Raw genomic sequence first — 16,869 nt, forward strand, 5'->3', positions numbered from 1 at the left:
ACATGGCAGAAAAGAAATCACCAGCAAGCGGGTGGCCGATCGTCAAGGGTGACTTCCACTCCGGAGACGCCAACAACCCGGTTGCGGTCATGACCTGCGGTTCCCACCTCGATGAGACGGGGATCTGTGACAGGGGAGCCGCCATCTGCGGGTCCTGCAAGACCGAGAATCTCGGACTGGAGAAGGTCATCGCAAATATCATCTCCAACCCCAATATCCGTTTCCTCCTGCTCTGCGGGACCGAAGTCAAGGGTCACCTGGCCGGAAATACCATGGAGGCCCTCCACAAAAACGGGGTCAAGGAAGGCAGGGTTGTCGGGGCAGAAGGTGCCATTCCGTTCATCGAGAACCTCGCCGACGACGCCATCAAGCGGTTCCAGGAGCAGTGTGAACTCGTCAATATCATGGAGGCCGAGGACATCAACACCATCGCCGCCAAGATAAACGAGCTCAAGGCACGCGATCCCGGTGCATTCGCCGCCGATCCCATGATCGTCGAGGTCAAGGAAGCCGCCGGCGGTGTTGAAGCGGCAGTCGCAGGGGTTAATCCCCAGTTCCTCGAGATCGAGCAGCGTCTCGACAAGATCGAGAAGCAGATCGAGTTTGCAGATGCCGAGATCGCCCAGCGCGTCGGAAGAAAAATCGGTCGGGACATTGGTATCCTCTATGGCCTGGTGGCAGGACTCACAGTGTTTATCCTGCTCCTGGTACTGCTCCCGAAACTCAACGTCTTAATGTAATGGAGGTGTGAAAGAACATGTTCAGATTCGAAAAGAGCAGCAGGTTTGGGACTTCAACGGCACCAAAATCGGAGGACAGCCCGGAGAGTACCCGACCGTATTGGCGTGCTCAATCTTCTATAACAAGCACGAGATCGTGCTTGATGACAAAACCGGAAAGATAGACAAAGCCACAGCGGAAGCACTCTGGAACAGGTGCCAGGAGCTCTCGGACATCGTGGGTATTCCCCACTTCATCCAGATCCTCGCTGAGTACCCCCAGGCATTCGAGAGCTACATCAGCTGGTTCGACACCATTGACAACAAGACCGCATTCCTGATGGACTCTTCGGTCCCGGCCGCTCTTGCTCACGCATGCAAATACGTAACCGATGTCGGCCTGGCAAACCGGGCGATCTACAACTCGATTAACGGTTCGATCCTTCCGGAAAACATCGAAGCACTCAAAAACAGCGATGTTAACTCGGCGATTGTACTCGCCTTCAACCCCGCCGACCCATCCGTGGCTGGCAGGGAGAAGGTGCTGGTTGAGGGTGGTGTTGCGGGTCAGGCCAAAGGTATGATCACCATCGCTGAAGAATGCGGAATTACCCGCCCAATTCTTGATACCGCTGCAACCCCTCTCGGTCTCGGGTCAGGGAGCGCATACCGTGAGATTCTCGCCTGCAAGGCGATCCATGGATGGCCAACTGGTGGTGCTTACCATAACATGACCGTTGCCTGGACCTGGCTCAAGCGCTGGAAGGGTTCGAAGAAGAATCCCTCGCAACTTCTGGAAACCCTGAAGGGCAAGGACACGTACCTCAAGCAGTTGCTGCACCACTACCAGGGTGGGTTGGAGGGAGTGGTGCAGGCTGCATGGTCAGCACCCGATATCGGTTGCAACCTGGTCGCAAGCACGCTCGGTGCCGACCTGATCATGTACGGCCCGATAGAGAACGTCGAGCCGATGATCACGGCACAAGCCTACATGGATATCGTGATCCTGGAAGCGATGCGCCCTCTCGGGATCGATGTCAAGGCAGACAATCACCCGATCTTCAAACTCATCTAATCTTTTTTTCAAGGGTTTTTCGTGGCCAGGAACATCTGCGATTTCCCCTCTGGAATGGCATGCTTCCCTGGAGGGACGTGGTTCTGACCGGCAAGCCGCCTTTCCTGGGTACCCGAAGAAATGAAAAGGTTCTCCTGCTCCGGAAAGACCCATTACCCACCGGCAGGCCTCATCATAGGCACGACAGGTCCATCGCCCATCTCCCGCGCGAGATTCAGACGATCCCGTACCGCGGGCGGAAGGTCGCCCTCCACAATTTCATCAAACCCCAGCTGGCGGGCAAATGCAACCATCGGGAGCGTGGAGTACAGGTAGAGCGGCTCCTGGCCGCAGGAAGAAACCAGCTGTTCAAGCACTTCCCTGGCATAGCCCCGTTTGCGAAATTCTTCGATAGTGAAGACACTGTCAACTTCGAGGAACCCGTGAGTCCGCCTGCATCGTGCTACCGTGACCAGGACTCCCTCCACCAGCACCCCGAAGACACGGTCGCGGCCCGGATCTGCTTTCTGCTGCCAATCCTGTCGCCAGACCTCCTCTGCTCCTGGAAATTCGTCCCGTTCCAGCTCACGTGCGACCACATCGAGGATGATCTCGGGGTAAAAGAGAAACAGCGGGATCCGGGTCTGCTGCGCCACGGCCTTCGCAGTGCTTCCGATAGGCAGGGTCTTGATAAAATCTGAAGCGCCGAACCGGGGCATGAAGATGAGTGTTGCCCCCTGCTTCTCGGCAATATCAACGATCATATCTGCCGGTCTGCCAAACCTGAGCAGGATGGTCACCCTGGTCCTGCCGTTATCAAAAGAGTCCCAGAGGGCCTGGAGCTCCTGGTATGATTCCCTTATCGCACCCTGCAGCTCCTGCCGGGTATCTGCCTGGGTGATGACATGGAGCAGGATGATCTCTTCTATCCCCTGAATGCTCCGTATAAACGCAAAGCCCTCATCGCAGGGCTTCGAAAAATCGACCGGATAAAGCACCCTGGAAAAAAGCCTGTTTCGACCTCTCTCACCGGTAGAACGAACGTGAGTTGCGGAGCTCCACGCAGGCGGGTGCCGGACGAGGAGCACGCTGGTCGTGGCATGCCGGAGAACTTCCGAAGATACCGATCCGAGGAGGAGCCCCTCCACCAGTCCTTTTCCCCGTGCACCGATCATGATTAGATCAGCAGTCTCCCGATGGGCAACGCTGAGAATTGCTGCCGCAGTACCCCCTCGTTCACAGGTTACTATCTCAGATCTAACCGTAACTCCCCCCCGGCCAATCTCTTCTCCTTCTTCTTGGAGGGATTGTTCTGCTGACGCTCGTGCTGCTGCAGTATCCGGGCTCCCGGCCCAGGCGGGTGACGTTACGCGTTTTCCTTCGATAACGTGGAGGAGGACAACCTCGCTCACCCCGGGAACCTCGCTCACCAGACGAGCCGTCATCCGTGCATACTCTGAAAAATCGGTCGGGAGCACAATTTTCTCGGACATGGCTGACTCCGTCATCTCCCCATGAAGAGAGATCGACCTGGCGGTATTAATAGGAATTCGTCCTCCTGGTGTGCGAACAGAGCCGGACAGGAAACTTGATTGCAGGGAGATGACGATATTCCTCCGGGAATTTCCATGCCTGGCAACGAACGCGATCCGGTCAGGGATGCCATCCTTCGGAAAGAGCAGCGTCATGAGCAGAATATCGGGATCCTCATCCGGCAGCTCTCGGACAGCAACCCGACCTTCCGTGTACGCGCGGCAGAGGCCCTCGGTTCCATCGGAGACCCGCGGGGAGTCGAACCCCTGATCGCGCTCCTCTCAGACCCTGTCCCGGACGTGGTATGGGTCACGTTGCGTTCGCTTGGGAGCCTCCGTGATCCTCGTGCGGTTGATCCCATCCTTGCCTGCCTGTCTGAAACCGACCGGTGGGCTCGCCAGGGTGCCGCATGGGCCCTGGGAGAGATCGGGGACCGGCGGGCAGCCCCGGCGGTTGCGCAGCTCCTCGCCGACAGGAAAGCAGGGGTCAGGAAGGCCGCTGCCGAAGCGCTGGGAAAACTCGGGGATCACCGGTTTCTCGCCGCACTCGAACCCCTGTTTGACGATGACGAGATGGAGGTCCGCCAGGCAGCGCGGGATGCCGCACGGAAACTGGCCTGATCAGAAGGCTATTATTCCTCCAATTCCTCCAGGGGCCGGTTTGGCAGGGCGAAAAGAGGGTGAGGGGCTTCAGAACTCCAGTGGTTCGAACCCCTGCTTCAAGACCTTGCCGAAATGGAGCGAGATCTTGGGATCGAGCGCGCAGACCGGGCAGGTATAATCATCAGGGAGATCTTCAAATGCCGTTCCCGGCTTGATCCCCCGGTGCGGCTCGCCTCGCTTCTGGTCATAGACATACCCGCACACGGAGCAGATCCACCGGGTTGGGCTCCATTCCTCAAAACCCCACTTCCCTACCTTACCCTTTCCCTGCATACCACAGAGAGGGCAGATATAGGTTTCCGGTAGATCCTCAAAGGCCGTTCCTGCCGGAATGCCATTGTGGGGTTCTCCCCTCAACGGAGAGTAAATATATCCGCATACCTTGCACTTGTATCGCTGGACAAAGACCATGGTCTTTTCCTCACTCATCATTGGTTCCCGGTGACCACATAAAGATATTTTTCTTGGAACCCGGAGCCAGGTCTCCCGGGTACTGTCGGAGATGGCCCTTTCTGCGTTGAAGTTGAGGGTGGGCCCATACTCCAAGAAGCGGTGCTGGCCCCAGGATGTTCCGGCCACTGCAGAGATACCGCTAAAAGCAACTGCTTTCATTTTTTCCCACAGATGGGTTCCCCGATTTCGCCCCCCCGCCTTTCTACCGCAGGAAACGGGATAACATGATAGCCTTTGCTATGAGCGGCGTCATCCTCCTTCCCGGACAGGGATTTCCCCCATCTGGTGGTAGGTTATCACAGGGGGCAGCTGTGGATCGAGCGAATAACCGCAAATGAGGCTGATACTTCCTGTTAAGGATGCGGGGAACGCATCGGACATTCACAGAGGCAAACATCAGCCGGAAATTCTTTGGCGGACATGGCAAATGCGGCAGACGAGTGAAACTCCCTTTGGCAGGACATACCATCTTAAATTAAGTGGATACCCATTCACTACCCATGGCACCAGGCACCTTCTTCAACGAAGCGGTGGAGCGGCTCCCGCGTCACGACCTCGATTCCCTCATCGATGAGCGGGTGCGATACACGGTCAGGTACGCAGCGGATAACTCCCCGTTCTACCGGGCCTGGTTCCGGGAGCACGGCATCGACCCGGGTTCCATAAACACCCACGAAGATCTGCTCGGTCTGCCTCTCATCTCCGGGAAGACTATCCGGGAGAACCAGCCACCGGCAACCGGGGATTTCAAATTTAAAAGTGCTGCCTGGGAGGATATCTTCACCATCCACGAGACGAGCGGGACTTCGGGCACTCCGAAAAGCTTCTTTCTCACCTGGGATGACTGGTCGCGCTACGCGGAGAAATACGCCCGGAGCTTTGTCTCGCAGGGCTTCGGCAAGGGTGACCGGGTCATTATCTGTGCATCGTATGGCATGAACGTGGGGGCAAACACCATGACCCTGGCAGCACGTGATATCGGGATGGTAATCATCCCAACCGGCAAGTGCATCTTTCCCAGCCGGATCATCACCGCCTACCAGCCGACCGGGATTGTAGGAAGCATCCTCAAGCTGATCCACCTCGCCCGCCGGATGCTCGAAGAGGGGCTCATGCCGGAGGACTCATCGGTTCAACGACTGGTTGCCGGAGGGGAAAGCTTCGCCGAGGAGTCGCGGTCGTATGCCGCAGAACTCTGGCAGCGCGACGTCTTCAATACCTACGGCTCCACGGAAGGGACCATGTGCGGGGAGTGCATGGTCCGCAACGGCCTCCACGTCCCTGAAGACCTTGTGCACCTGGATGTCTACAATCCAGCCCTACAATCGTTTGTCCCCGATGGTGAGTGCGGCAGGGCGGTCCTGACCACGCTGCTCCCGGTCGGTGGTAAGACCGGGTTCCTCCTGATCAATTACGATACCGAGGATACTACGCTGGTGCTCTCCCGGGAACCCTGTCCCTGCGGAAGAACCCATATGAAGATCATGCACCCCCGGCGGGAGGCCGAAACAGTCTGGATCCTCGGAACTCCCGTGAACCGGGTGGACATCGAGCAGGGAGTCTTCCAGCGTCAGAACATGGAATACCTTACCGGGGAGTATGAAGCATTCGTGTATGGTGGTGACGAAGAAGAGGAAACCGTGCTTCGCGTGAGCATGGAGTGTACCGATCCTGCCATTACACCGGGTGAGGAGATTGCCGAGACTTTCAGGAAAACCTTCTTCCGGTGTAAACCGGCACTTGCCCGGTCGCTCGGTGACCTCTTCACCCTAGTTGTCGCGTTCACCGGCCCGGGAGAACTGGAGCTGTACCGCCTCAAAGGACGGCCGAAACGGCTGGTGGACAGGAGACTGTGATACTGAGGGGGCTCTGACCGGCAGGTCCGATTTTTCAATCCCTATCGAGAAGTTTTTAATATATCGAAGTAAACCGTATTATGCTCAAGGGATATGCCACCTGGTTTTCATTTTGCCGGACACCCCCCAGAATCTGGCATCAACCCCCCTATCTATCAGGTATGGTCATATCCTGAGCAATCCCTGGAATTGATTTTCCATTCCTTATCCCGGCATTGACAGGGTTTTTTAACACCAATTGCTTTATTCGCTACCGGGACGTATCTTTGGGAATATAACATGGCAGACCCGATCGCCACCCTTGCCTACGCATTCGCGGCCCTCTTCGTTATCCTGGATCCCCTGCTTTCGGTCCCGATTTTCACCTCGATGACCAGCGGGCAGAGTTCATCCGAGATCAACCGGCAGGCACTTATCGCCGTAGCGGTTGCCGGCTTCCTGATGTACCTCTTCCTCTTCTTCAATTTCTTTATTTTCGGCACGCTTGGAATAACCATCGCCAGTTTCCAGATTGCAGGGGGAATCCTGCTCTTCCTCCTTGGTTTGCAAATGGCGCTCGGTATTGATATCGGCAGTACCAAGGAGCACACCCATACCGCGGCAGGGGTGGTCATCGGCACTCCGCTCCTCTGTGGACCCGGGGCTATAACGACCGTGCTCCTTCTATCTGAGGACATCGGGCTTATCATCACCGCTGTGGCTATTGCCCTGACGCTCGCTGCAACGTTTCTGATCCTTCGTTTCGCTTTCCAGATCCAGCAGATCCTTGGTGTTACGGTGACGGAAATCCTTGGAAAAATCCTGGGAATGCTCGTTTCGGCCATTGCGGTGAGCATTATTGCCGATGGAGTTGTCGGGCTCCTGCAGAAATACGGTTTGATCCAATCCTTTGCCCTTACCCTGGGTGGTGGATAAGACGGGGTTTCCCATCACGGGCCACCACCACTTTCCAGGGCCGGCTGATTTTATGTTCATATCCCGGGTCTCACCTGAACATGCCTTGTCGTGCTTTCAGTAGAAGGTACTGCCTGCCGGTACGAGCCAAACCCGGCAGCGCTCCAGGTTACCTCCTTCATGGTCATCCCGGATGGCACGGAACACCGCAACAAGGTGATTCCGGTTATACCGGAGCGTCTGCTTCGCATGCGCCATAGAGGGAATACCGCTGCCAATGGCGGGTAAAAGGTTGCTGGCCCTGCATATCGAGCGGGTATGGATCAGCAAAGGGAGAGCATGGATCAGATCGTCCCCCTGAAGCGGAGCGGAACATGGTCTTTCATACGGACGAACCCGATGCCGGAATAGAAATCCTCGGTCCCGGGTTCTGCAATCAGGGCGATCCAGTAGATCCGGCGGGAGAAACAGAACCTGAGCAGAGCCCGGACGATCGTGCGTCCAACCCCCATCCCCCGATACTCCGGGATGACCACCAGGTACTGGATATACGCATCGCTGACGCCATCCGAGATGACCCGTCCCATCCCCACCGCCGGCCCATTATTACCTGCGGTCGCCACCGCGAACGCGAAACTCCCGCGGAGCAGCATGGGGATGAATGCGGGATCATGCGCCCTGAGCCACCAGCCTCCGGCAGTATACAGCCTGGCAAGCTCATCGTTGTCCCATTCCGTTACTATATGCACACAGATTTCGGGCTTCATCATATTCTGAAAGGGGAATAATGTGGAATATACACCGGTAGGGGGTATAAAACAGGTTGGAAGATCGGTCGCAAAGAACGAAAACCGCACGCCGCTGCCGATACCGGCACCAATGACTGCTGGCCAGGGGACCGGCCCATCGGCACATTTCGTGGTTCAGGATGCCCGGGCAGCAATGAGGCGGGAGGTACAGCAGACAATTTCTCCAAGTTCCTCGACCGACAGCAGGCTCGAGTTGAGAACAAGATGGTAGGGCGAAAGGTCGGCGATATCAATCCCATAGTAAGTCCGGTACCGGAGCGCTTCGCTGGCCTCTCGTTCCTGTGTCAGTTCGGCCGCCCTGTCAAGGTGGGCGATAGTATCGCGGGACTGAATCCGCATGACCCGGCACTCGACCGGTGCGAACAGCCAGACTTTCAGGTCGGCTTCAGGGACAAACCATGCCGAGAGCCTGCCCTCCACGATTATGTCCTCGTGTGAAAGGGCTATCTCTTTCTGCCGTTCATCGATCATGTGATCGAGCGAAGGATCCTTCTCCGCATGCCTCCCGAACTCCGCAATACCCATCCCCCGCTCGGCTGCCATCCTGCGGAATACCTCTCCGGCCGATATAAGATCAATTTGAAGAACCTCTGCAAGATGCGTTGCCAGTGAGGTGGTCCCGCTCCCGGGAAGCCCGCTCACCGTGATACGCATCAGATTCCCCCGATATTCAGGGCTTTTCGAACCACCTGCGAGAGGGTGAGTGAGCAGATCATGTACCATAAAATCCAGGCCGGAATAAAGGCGAGCACCACGTCATTGAGATGGAGTTGGCCGAAGAAGGGCATGGTGATCCCGATCGAATCGGGAAAGTTATTCAGGCGGTAAATCAGCCAGAAGAAGATGGGAACCGAGAGGATCAGGATGTAGGCCATGGGCCTGAACTGCTGCTGCGACATCTCGAGCTGCTCTTTCATCACCTTATCCCGCCTCGATTCCAGTTTCTTGATCTTCTTTTCGTCCCCTGAAAGCTGCGCCTCGCGGAACTCCTTCTGGAAAACCTTCATACGCTCCTGCACTTCCTGCATGCGTTCGTAATCGATGGTATACTTCTGGATGACCGAGGAATAGAGCGCGGTAAGGGAGGAGAGCAGGATGATGATGATATAAAACGGCATCGTCCCGGCAAGTGGTCCGAGTACAGCGTTAAGAGCTCCCCCGACACCCTCGCGGACGGCCGGGATGCTATAGGAGAAGATCAGCACCATTGCAACGATGAGGGCGATGATCCCACCGTAACTTTTCCGGGCCACGTGTTTCACCTCAGCACAGCCGCCATGTCCTGGACTGCTTTATCCAGGAGGAGGTCGGCATTCGTGACGTACTTCACCGCACAGCCGGTGTACATGGAATACGCCGCGGCGATAGCACGGTTGAACTGCTGGTGCTCGGCTATGCCGTACGACCCTTCAAGATCCCGGGACCGCGTCTCATCGGAGAGCCTGCGGAGGAGAATCTGGTCTTCGTTGGTTTCAACAAGCACGATGGTATCAGGCATCAGCTCCCGGAGGACCCATTCCGGGAGCCCGGCAAGGTAGCCGGAAGGGGTCTTGATCGATGCATGTGTATCGATGATGATATCCCCCTCTTCCCGTGCCATGGCCTGGGCCGCACGTTTCTGGAGGCGTTTCTGAACCTCCTTGTCGAGTTTTCTCATCTCGTCGCGATCGCGTACGATGCCCTCCACCTGTGCCACGTTGAACATGTAGGTCCCGAAATTGAGGGTCCGGTAGGATACCCCCTCTTGTTCGAGAACCTTCAGCGCTCCGGTTACCACCGTCGTCTTCCCGACTCCGGGAACCCCTGTAATGATGACTCTCCTCCCCATTCTCGTCTCACTCCTTTCCAAAGAAGGTCCGCATGAATGGATACATCTCCATTATCTGCTGGCTTGCGATCTCTTCGTAGAGCCGGTATGTGATGCTCACCGTCAGGAGCAGTCCGGTACCGCTCACCGCCCCGATGACCCCAAACAGGTTGGCAAAGACGGAGAGCAACCCTATGAAGACCCCTCCGATAACAGTGACCCGGGGGATGTATCGATCCAGGTACTTCTCAAGGATCTGGGGATTTCTCCGGTACCCGGGAATCGACATGCCTGACAACTGGATCTGGCGGGCAACATCCTTTGAATCGAGACCGGCAGTCTTTATCCAGAACAGGGCAAAGACCGCACCGCCGACAACCATGAAGGTAATGTCTACGGCAAGCCGCACCATGATCTCCCACGGCGCATTGGTGATGTTGTAGGCCGGGACCCACCACATCCACTGGCTTGGACCATTGATGGGTGCCAGGTAATACATAAGCCCGCTGACCGCTTGCGATCCGGAAAAAGTCCCAAAAATCGTGATATCGATATTGTGCAGGAACAACCCAATCATCTGTATGTTGGCCTGGAGCACCCTGACGAGGATCATGGGAAGCACGCTGGCATAGATCAACTTCACCGGGAACCGGGCCCGGGCACCCCGCACCTGGGCATGGGCGAGCGGGATCTCGATCCGGGTGGACTCCACGTACACCACGATGAGGAATATCGCGATGGTGGTGATGAATGCCAGGACTTCCGGTCCCATGTACTGGATGAAATTGGCCCCATCGATGACCACTGCCACCATCCGCGGGAAGAACCCAACGGGATACTGGTCCTGGGCCGGTATCCAGGAGATGAGACCATTGATGATGGCCTGCGAGATCCCGGCGATGATGAAGAGCCCAACGCCGGAACCGATCCCCCACTTGGTCACCACCTCATCCATGAACATGATCAGCACCCCGCCGATACAGATCTGGATGAAGATTATCAACGAGACTGCAAAGAGATTCCCCCCAAAGAACATGTCTGCGATGACCGGATCCGGCATCAGGAATCCGCCCACCAGGTTCGGCAGCGCCTCGATGATGATCATGGCAAAGATCAGGAGCTTCTGGAGCCCCATATAGATGACCTGGCCACGGACTTCAGTGGTATCGATGTGGAGGATGTCCGCTCCCTTGAGCAGCTGAAGCACAATGGATGCTGTGACGATCGGGCCGATACCCAGCTGGACCAGCGATCCGCTCGCACCGGCAAGGAGCGCACGGTAAAACTCGAACAGGTCCTGGGAGCTTGGATCAAGACCCCAGAGTGGGATATTGGTCATCACGAAATAGAGGATAAGGATGCCCGCTGTCCAGATCAGCTTGTTCTTGAAATGGACATGACCTTCCGGGCTCCGGACTGCCGGCATAGCAGCGAGCAGCGGTTCCATGCGGTCCAACAGTGTTCCCATGCGCACACCTGGAAAAATGGTCAGATGACCAGGGCCTGACCGCCCATTTCTTCAATCTTGCTCTTTGCCTGCGCGGAAAACGACTTCGCGGTAACGTTCATCTTCAACGTGACTTTTCCGCTGCCAAGTATCTTATCGATGCCGATTTGATCTGCATTGATCTGGATTGCGTCACCTTCCCGGGTTGCTTTTCCATCGGCAAGGAGCAAAAGGGCCATGGAATCGAGTTCACCAATGGAGATGGTGGAAGGGTCACGGCGGGTCTGGTTGTAAAACCCGCACTTGCCGTTATGGATTTCTCCGGAAAGGAGGTAGTGGGAGAACCGATGGTCACGGTGACCAGCCCGTCCCCTCCCCCCTCGGTTCCCGGCTCCCCGGCGGTTCTTGTGGGTTCCTCCTCCGCATGTCCGCGATCCGCGGTACTTGGAACGTTTATTGACCGGCATTTCTTCACCTCATCCTGTGGAGGAGCGAATTGATCTCCTGGCCATAGTAGCCGAGCGCTCCCCCCTGTTGTGCTGTCCGCTTGATGGTCCGGTATCCCTTGCGCGGCGGGTGCAACCTGAGAACCGGCTTGACTCCGGGAATATCGGTCAACCGGGCTTCTCCGGAAGCCAATGCCGCGGCAAGATCGCTGATCCCCCCATACGGGGAGTTGCCCCTCACGTAATCATCTGTTAGCGGGGCATTTCCGATAACCCTCCCGCGGGTCCTGAGGACTGTCTCGATGGTCTCGGCGTCAACCTCTCCATATGCCACAAAGTCCTTGACTTTCCTGATCATCCCGAGATACTCAGGGGTGTCCGGAACCAGCACGCAGTGATTGATATGGTGGAGCCGGAGCATCTTGAGGGTGTCCTTGATCTCCCTGCGGGTGTTGACCACGCCGCGAACCTGAACGATGGCGTACATCACACCGACCCCCCGATCCGGATCGTGTTGGTCGCCTTTAAGGCGTTGAAGGTAGCCTTGGCGAAGTTGATGGTGGTCCGTGTCTGGCCCTTTGAGAACGTCCAGGCATCCTTTATGCCGGCAAGTTCGAGCACTTTCCTGCTGATCTCCCCGGTGACCAGGCCGATTCCCTGGGGCGCCGGCTTCAGGGTTACCCTGACGCTGCCCGCAGTGCCCTCCACCTTCATGGGGAGGGAATGTGCCGCATCACAACCGCATTCCCAGGAACCGCACCCCCTCTTCACCTTGATGATGTTCATCTTGGCATCGACAATTGCCTTCTTGATGGCATCGCCAACCTGGGAATCCTTCCCCTGGCCAAAGCCGATATACCCGTTTCTGTTCCCGACCGCGACCACAGCCCTGAACTTCACCCTGCGCCCCGAGTCGGTCATGCGCTGCACCATCTGGATATCGAGAACCTCATCCTCGAGATCGGGAAGGAACATATCGATGATCTCGGGTTCCTTGATAGGGCGTCCGCTCTCGAGCACCTGGTCGATACTGGTGATCTGTCCCGATGCAACCTGCCTGCCAAGGCCGGTGAGCGGTACCCATTCTGTCTTCTCGAATGGCATTTCACCTCAACTCCTTCATGATGGCGTCGAATGTCTCTTCCACGTTCTGCACGAGATTTCCTGCGCGGTCGGGCGCGTACGCAGCGATGTGTGCACCTTTCACCCGTGACTCATCGGGAAGTACCGCTTCTCCGTGTGGTATGTCGAGCCCGGCAGTCACCGCGCCTTTCAGTGCGGCAAACACCCGGGATCCGGGTGTCGCCCTGTGAAGGCCGATGTCGAGGACCGCGCTCTGGTGATCGGCATTCAATGCCCTGACCGCAAAGAGTATGCCGGTCAGGTAGGCAGCCGGGGTGTTTGACATGGACCCCCGGTACCCGAACCGGGCAAGATCTGCAGAACTGGCGGTGACCAGGGTATGATCACCCTCGAGGCTTGCGGAGACCATCTGGATGATGATGTGACGGTTGGTTTTCCGGACCACCATCCGCGGCCGGTCCGATACCACGAGTTTTGCCCGCCGGTAGTAATCGGTCCTTCCTTCCTTTCTCCGACGGAAAGGAACAAAGTACCGTGCTGCCGTTGCCATGTTACTTCATCCTCCCGGAAATGATTTCTATCTGGGCCCGCAGGTGCGCTACATTCCTGAACTGCCCACCGGCAGCTTTTCGGTAAAGCACCCTGTACATGCTCCGATCGATCTCGCCGCTCTCGCGAAGCGACGCCAGCGTTTTCCTGATCGCCCGGATCCTCTGTATCCACTGTCGTTTCCGCGGGTTACGTGCTCCCGCCGCACCGCGCCGCCTTCCCGGCCCCCTGCAGTGGCCATAGGAGCGTTTTGCTATCTTCTCGCGGGCCCTGCCGCGGCTGTTTCCGCGAATCTGGGTTGCCCTGATTACGCCCTCATCAACAAGGGCGCGAATATCCTCTCGTGAAATTGCGTTCTTGATATCTGCGAGACGATCAGGGTCAAACCAGACCCTGTTTTCTCCGCAGTCAAGGATCGATGCCGCAATTCTCCGCTGGTTTGCGACGTTAGTCATCGTCGCTCACCTCGGTTGCCGGGCTCCCGATTTCCCGGGGATTCAGGATCTTGAGCCCGGCTGAAAGCGCCTGTTCCTGGATCTCCCGGCGCTTTTTGTTACCGACCGCTGCACCGATACGAACGGCGCTTTCGGCAGGATCCAGCCCTTCCAGGTCTTTAATCGAGAAAACCCGCACCTCGCGGTACCCGCTCGGGTGCATTCCCCGGACCGCTACCGGGCTGCCGTACCCGGGAGTTGGAAGCGGCCCTTTTGCCTTTTTCTGCCGCCGCTTTTTGGAATGGAGCCCCCGCGGCACTCTCCAGGATTCGGAGAGCTGCTTCTTCTTCCCTGCGCCGTCGCGCTTGAAGCGGGCTCCTTTTTCCGAGCGGACCTGGATCAGTCTTTTCTTTTCATCGGCCATCTTCATCGTCCCCTCGTCACGATATAGATCCCGTCCTGGAAGATACGGGGATCACGTTTCCTGATCTTGGTCGCATGCTCGATATTTGCCGATGAATTGCCCAGGAGTTCCTTGTCAATCCCGGTGAGGACAATCTCATCGTTGCTGATCTTTGCGGCAACACCGTTTTCGATGGCGGCAAAGCGCGGCTTTTTCTCACCGAGGAAATTGATGATCTCCAGCCGGTTGCCCTGGAGCTTGAGCTGGATGGGAAAGTGGCTGTACACCACTTTCATCCGGTACTCGAAGCCCTCGGTAACTCCCGTGCACATGTTCCTCACATGGGCTTCGAAGGTACCCACCATGGCCATGACCCGTTTCCTGTCCGAAGCCGTGGAGATGACCACTTCACTGTCCTCGATTTCCACAGCAACCTGGGGGAACCGGATATTCCGCTCGAGCGCTCCTTTAGGGCCTTTCACCTTCATCACCGGACCGTCCAGTTCGATGGTGACCCCGGGGGGTATGACTACACGTCGTTCTGTTGCCATCCTTCACACCTCAATAGACATACCCGAGCAGCTGCCCTCCGACGCCCTCTTTCCTTGCCTGTTCGTGGGTCATAACACCCTTCGATGTGGAAAGGATCATGATGCCGAAGTTTTTCCCGGGAAGGAACTGCGTCTCCCAGTATTCAAGGTCGGCGAGCCGGACATTGTATCGCGGTGAAATGGCACCGCACCGGTTGATTCTCCCGTTCAGCTGGACGAGGAACTGCCCGCCGCGACCATCGTCAAGATATTCAAACCCTGTGATGTATCCCGACTCCTGCATGATGCGGAACATGGCCCCGAGGAGTTTTCCGGCCGGCTCGATGATGACGCTTGGTTTGCCGCCATCGGCGGCATTCTTCAGCGCACTCATCCCGTCTGCAATGGTATTCAGTCTTGCCATCGGACCTTCCTCCTCAGTTCATCTTCTTGAAGCCCATCTTCTGGGCCCATTCGCGGAAGCACTGCCTGCAGAACATGATATGGTACCTGCGGACAAGTCCCTGGTTGCGACCGCACATCGTGCATGCAAATGCGCCCCGGCCAAACTTCTTTGTCTTCTCTCCGCCCATTACCGCACCTCCACGTTGTAACGTGATTTCAGGAACGCCAGGGAATCTTCCTGGGTCACCTGTTGTTTCCGCGGCAGCTTCCGCTGCTCCTTGTGACGCCGGCATATCCTGACGCCCTTCCTGGCGAGAACAACGTTGATGTCCATACCGTATATCCCGATCTGGGGGTCGTAGGACATCCCTGGGAAATCGGTATGCTCCTCGATCCCGAACGAGAAGTTCCCCTGCTGGTCGAACTGGGTCTGAAAAAGCCTTTTCTCGATGATCTTGAGCGCCGTTTCCAGGAAATTCCCTGCCTTCTTTCCCCGGAGGGTTACCTTGCAACTAATAGGAGCCCCCTTCCGGATACCAAACGTAGGATTGGTTTTCTTGGCATTGCTCTTCACCGGGGTGTTTCCGGTGATCTGGCGTACCAGGTCGGTAGCCCTGGTAAGCTTGTCACCGCCCTCTCCGACGCCTATGTGGACCACGACCTTGTCCACGTAGAGCTCGCGCATCTGGTTCATTCCTCAATCCCCCATTCGGCAAGAGCGGGGGTCTCCCTGCCTACCATATAGATGTAAGAATCTATAGTGTCGAAGGTCGTTCCGGCGCGCTCATCGACGAGGAACACCCGGTTCGGGACACTCGAAGGAATCTTTTCTATCCGGGTGATCCGGGCAATTTTCCCTGAGTGTTTCCCGCCAATGACCATGGCCATATTCCCCACCGCGAACGGGAAGTGGTCCACGATGGTAAACCGGTCCTCGGGCGATATCGTGAGAACCACCGAATCACGGGTCTTATAACGGTTGTCAGCAATAACATTGCCTCCGAACCGGAGGTTCAACTGTACCTTTCCGCCAGGAATTGTGGTCTTTCCCCGGATCTTTGCCAGGCGGGTCCTTGCCGATTCGGCATCGATCTCGATGGTCTTGTGCCTGCCCTTCTTGTCCCGGAGGATTCGATAGTGTTTCCCGGCTTTTGGCAGGGAGATGATATCGAAGATACCTATTCCCATCTTCGGGTCGCGGCAGGGCCGTCCGTTGACGATGACATCGCGCTGACCAAGGATCTGCTTGACCTCTTTCATGTTCAGGGCAAATCCCATGTGGTCACGGAGCCAGACGGCAATTGGCATGGCGTTCGCGTTGTGCGGGCCGGCCGCGGTCTTGGTGATAAACGTGGTCGTTTTCTTCGGGATATGCCATGAATCAGGGGCCCTGAGCCGCTTGAGATGGTCCGACATCAGCGTCCCTCCGCGAGCTTTTCAACCCTCTTGCCGTCCTTGAGGTTGAGCTTGGTGATCTGGACGTTCGATGGGTCGAGCGGACGTGGCATCTCGGTCCCGTCAGCCTTGGGAATGGAGATTCCTTCCACCACGATCCGGAACCTGCCCGTGTCGACCACTTCCACCACCCCTTCCGTGCCTGCCGATTCTCCCCGGAGAACCTTCACGGTGTCTCCCTTGATGACCCGGACCGAACGCCTCTTGTACTCCTCCCTGAGCTCTTTCGAGAGCGGTGCGGAGATGAGCCTGCTGCGGAGGTGTAATGGTGCGGTATAGCGTGCTTTCCGTTGTTTTCTCGGCTGTTTGCTTTCAATTCGTACCATAGTG

25 protein-coding genes are annotated in these 16,869 nt (G+C 57.0%); 6 read left to right on the forward strand and 19 right to left on the reverse strand.

All coding sequences use genetic code 11. From position 1 onward, the window contains the following. Positions 1 to 2 precede the first annotated feature (2 nt). Together mtrA and IPI71_03325 are read left to right on the forward strand one after the other, a co-directional pair. The gene (mtrA, locus tag IPI71_03320) at positions 3 to 740 is read left to right on the forward strand and encodes a tetrahydromethanopterin S-methyltransferase subunit A (GenBank protein ID QQR71551.1); all 738 of its coding nucleotides are present in this window, start codon (positions 3 to 5) and stop codon (positions 738 to 740) included. Positions 741 to 765: 25 nt separating this feature from the next. Continuing rightward, positions 766 to 1,794: a tetrahydromethanopterin S-methyltransferase subunit H gene (locus IPI71_03325; protein ID QQR71926.1), complete on the forward strand. Its 1,029-nt coding sequence runs from the start codon at positions 766 to 768 to the stop codon at positions 1,792 to 1,794. Between the two features lie 152 nt (positions 1,795 to 1,946). Here the strand turns inward: IPI71_03325 and IPI71_03330 are convergent, their stop codons facing one another. Beyond that, positions 1,947 to 3,266 (reverse strand): GNAT family N-acetyltransferase, encoded by a 1,320-nt coding sequence (locus tag IPI71_03330; GenBank protein ID QQR71552.1) that lies wholly within the window; start codon positions 3,264 to 3,266, stop codon positions 1,947 to 1,949. A 135-nt stretch (positions 3,267 to 3,401) separates the two neighbouring features. On the opposite strand from IPI71_03330, the gene IPI71_03335 reads away from it, so the two are divergent. Further along, entirely contained in the window at positions 3,402 to 3,926 is a 525-nt protein-coding gene (locus tag IPI71_03335) for a HEAT repeat domain-containing protein (protein ID QQR71553.1), read from the forward strand. Positions 3,927 to 3,995: 69 nt separating this feature from the next. Here the strand turns inward: IPI71_03335 and IPI71_03340 are convergent, their stop codons facing one another. Next, positions 3,996 to 4,379, reverse strand: a complete 384-nt coding sequence (locus IPI71_03340; protein QQR71927.1) for a rubredoxin — start codon at positions 4,377 to 4,379, stop codon at positions 3,996 to 3,998. Between the two features lie 542 nt (positions 4,380 to 4,921). On the opposite strand from IPI71_03340, the gene ftsA reads away from it, so the two are divergent. From ftsA to IPI71_03355, 3 genes are all read left to right on the forward strand, one after another. After that, positions 4,922 to 6,277, forward strand: a complete 1,356-nt coding sequence (gene ftsA, locus IPI71_03345) for a coenzyme F390 synthetase (GenBank protein ID QQR71554.1) — start codon at positions 4,922 to 4,924, stop codon at positions 6,275 to 6,277. Between the two features lie 279 nt (positions 6,278 to 6,556). After that, a complete protein-coding gene (locus IPI71_03350) occupies positions 6,557 to 7,192 on the forward strand; it encodes a MarC family protein (GenBank protein ID QQR71555.1) in 636 nt (211 codons plus the stop codon). A gap of 90 nt (positions 7,193 to 7,282) precedes the next feature. Beyond that, complete coding sequence (locus tag IPI71_03355) at positions 7,283 to 7,459, forward strand: hypothetical protein (protein ID QQR71556.1); 177 nt, start codon at positions 7,283 to 7,285, stop codon at positions 7,457 to 7,459. Between the two features lie 56 nt (positions 7,460 to 7,515). Here the strand turns inward: IPI71_03355 and IPI71_03360 are convergent, their stop codons facing one another. From IPI71_03360 to IPI71_03440, 17 genes are all read right to left on the reverse strand, one after another. Next, positions 7,516 to 7,938, reverse strand: coding sequence for a GNAT family N-acetyltransferase (locus IPI71_03360; GenBank protein ID QQR71557.1), 423 nt, complete (start codon positions 7,936 to 7,938; stop codon positions 7,516 to 7,518). A gap of 156 nt (positions 7,939 to 8,094) precedes the next feature. After that, the gene (locus tag IPI71_03365) at positions 8,095 to 8,634 is read right to left on the reverse strand and encodes an AAA family ATPase (protein QQR71558.1); all 540 of its coding nucleotides are present in this window, start codon (positions 8,632 to 8,634) and stop codon (positions 8,095 to 8,097) included. Then, entirely contained in the window at positions 8,634 to 9,188 is a 555-nt protein-coding gene (locus tag IPI71_03370; protein ID QQR71928.1) for a DUF106 domain-containing protein, read from the reverse strand. Before IPI71_03370 ends, IPI71_03365 begins: the two co-directional genes overlap by 1 nt. A 50-nt stretch (positions 9,189 to 9,238) precedes the next feature. After that, positions 9,239 to 9,808, reverse strand: coding sequence for an adenylate kinase (locus tag IPI71_03375; GenBank protein ID QQR71559.1), 570 nt, complete (start codon positions 9,806 to 9,808; stop codon positions 9,239 to 9,241). Between the two features lie 7 nt (positions 9,809 to 9,815). Next, complete coding sequence (gene secY, locus IPI71_03380; protein QQR71560.1) at positions 9,816 to 11,255, reverse strand: preprotein translocase subunit SecY; 1,440 nt, start codon at positions 11,253 to 11,255, stop codon at positions 9,816 to 9,818. 20 nt (positions 11,256 to 11,275) lie between these two features. Continuing rightward, the gene (locus tag IPI71_03385) at positions 11,276 to 11,701 is read right to left on the reverse strand and encodes a 50S ribosomal protein L15 (GenBank protein QQR71561.1); all 426 of its coding nucleotides are present in this window, start codon (positions 11,699 to 11,701) and stop codon (positions 11,276 to 11,278) included. Between the two features lie 4 nt (positions 11,702 to 11,705). Then, on the reverse strand, positions 11,706 to 12,167 hold the full coding sequence (locus IPI71_03390; GenBank protein ID QQR71562.1) for a 50S ribosomal protein L30: 462 nt from the start codon (positions 12,165 to 12,167) through the stop codon (positions 11,706 to 11,708). Further along, complete coding sequence (locus IPI71_03395; protein QQR71563.1) at positions 12,167 to 12,784, reverse strand: 30S ribosomal protein S5; 618 nt, start codon at positions 12,782 to 12,784, stop codon at positions 12,167 to 12,169. The genes IPI71_03390 and IPI71_03395 overlap by 1 nt, the downstream gene beginning before the upstream one ends. Position 12,785: 1 nt before the next feature. After that, positions 12,786 to 13,313 (reverse strand): 50S ribosomal protein L18, encoded by a 528-nt coding sequence (locus IPI71_03400; protein ID QQR71564.1) that lies wholly within the window; start codon positions 13,311 to 13,313, stop codon positions 12,786 to 12,788. A gap of 1 nt (position 13,314) precedes the next feature. Further along, complete coding sequence (locus IPI71_03405; protein ID QQR71565.1) at positions 13,315 to 13,767, reverse strand: 50S ribosomal protein L19e; 453 nt, start codon at positions 13,765 to 13,767, stop codon at positions 13,315 to 13,317. Then, positions 13,760 to 14,170 (reverse strand): 50S ribosomal protein L32e, encoded by a 411-nt coding sequence (locus IPI71_03410; GenBank protein ID QQR71929.1) that lies wholly within the window; start codon positions 14,168 to 14,170, stop codon positions 13,760 to 13,762. Before IPI71_03410 ends, IPI71_03405 begins: the two co-directional genes overlap by 8 nt. A gap of 2 nt (positions 14,171 to 14,172) precedes the next feature. Beyond that, positions 14,173 to 14,700, reverse strand: coding sequence for a 50S ribosomal protein L6 (locus tag IPI71_03415; protein QQR71566.1), 528 nt, complete (start codon positions 14,698 to 14,700; stop codon positions 14,173 to 14,175). Positions 14,701 to 14,710: 10 nt separating this feature from the next. Then, positions 14,711 to 15,103: a 30S ribosomal protein S8 gene (locus tag IPI71_03420; GenBank protein ID QQR71567.1), complete on the reverse strand. Its 393-nt coding sequence runs from the start codon at positions 15,101 to 15,103 to the stop codon at positions 14,711 to 14,713. Positions 15,104 to 15,116: 13 nt separating this feature from the next. Further along, positions 15,117 to 15,272, reverse strand: coding sequence for a 30S ribosomal protein S14 (locus tag IPI71_03425; protein QQR71568.1), 156 nt, complete (start codon positions 15,270 to 15,272; stop codon positions 15,117 to 15,119). Then, the gene (locus IPI71_03430) at positions 15,272 to 15,778 is read right to left on the reverse strand and encodes a 50S ribosomal protein L5 (GenBank protein ID QQR71569.1); all 507 of its coding nucleotides are present in this window, start codon (positions 15,776 to 15,778) and stop codon (positions 15,272 to 15,274) included. Before IPI71_03430 ends, IPI71_03425 begins: the two co-directional genes overlap by 1 nt. Beyond that, positions 15,775 to 16,500, reverse strand: a complete 726-nt coding sequence (locus tag IPI71_03435) for a 30S ribosomal protein S4e (GenBank protein QQR71570.1) — start codon at positions 16,498 to 16,500, stop codon at positions 15,775 to 15,777. The genes IPI71_03430 and IPI71_03435 overlap by 4 nt, the downstream gene beginning before the upstream one ends. Continuing rightward, complete coding sequence (locus IPI71_03440; protein QQR71571.1) at positions 16,500 to 16,865, reverse strand: 50S ribosomal protein L24; 366 nt, start codon at positions 16,863 to 16,865, stop codon at positions 16,500 to 16,502. The genes IPI71_03435 and IPI71_03440 overlap by 1 nt, the downstream gene beginning before the upstream one ends. Between the last annotated feature and the right edge of the window lie 4 nt (positions 16,866 to 16,869).

The organism is Methanolinea sp. (assembly GCA_016699325.1).
Lineage (GTDB): Archaea > Halobacteriota > Methanomicrobia > Methanomicrobiales > Methanospirillaceae > UBA9949.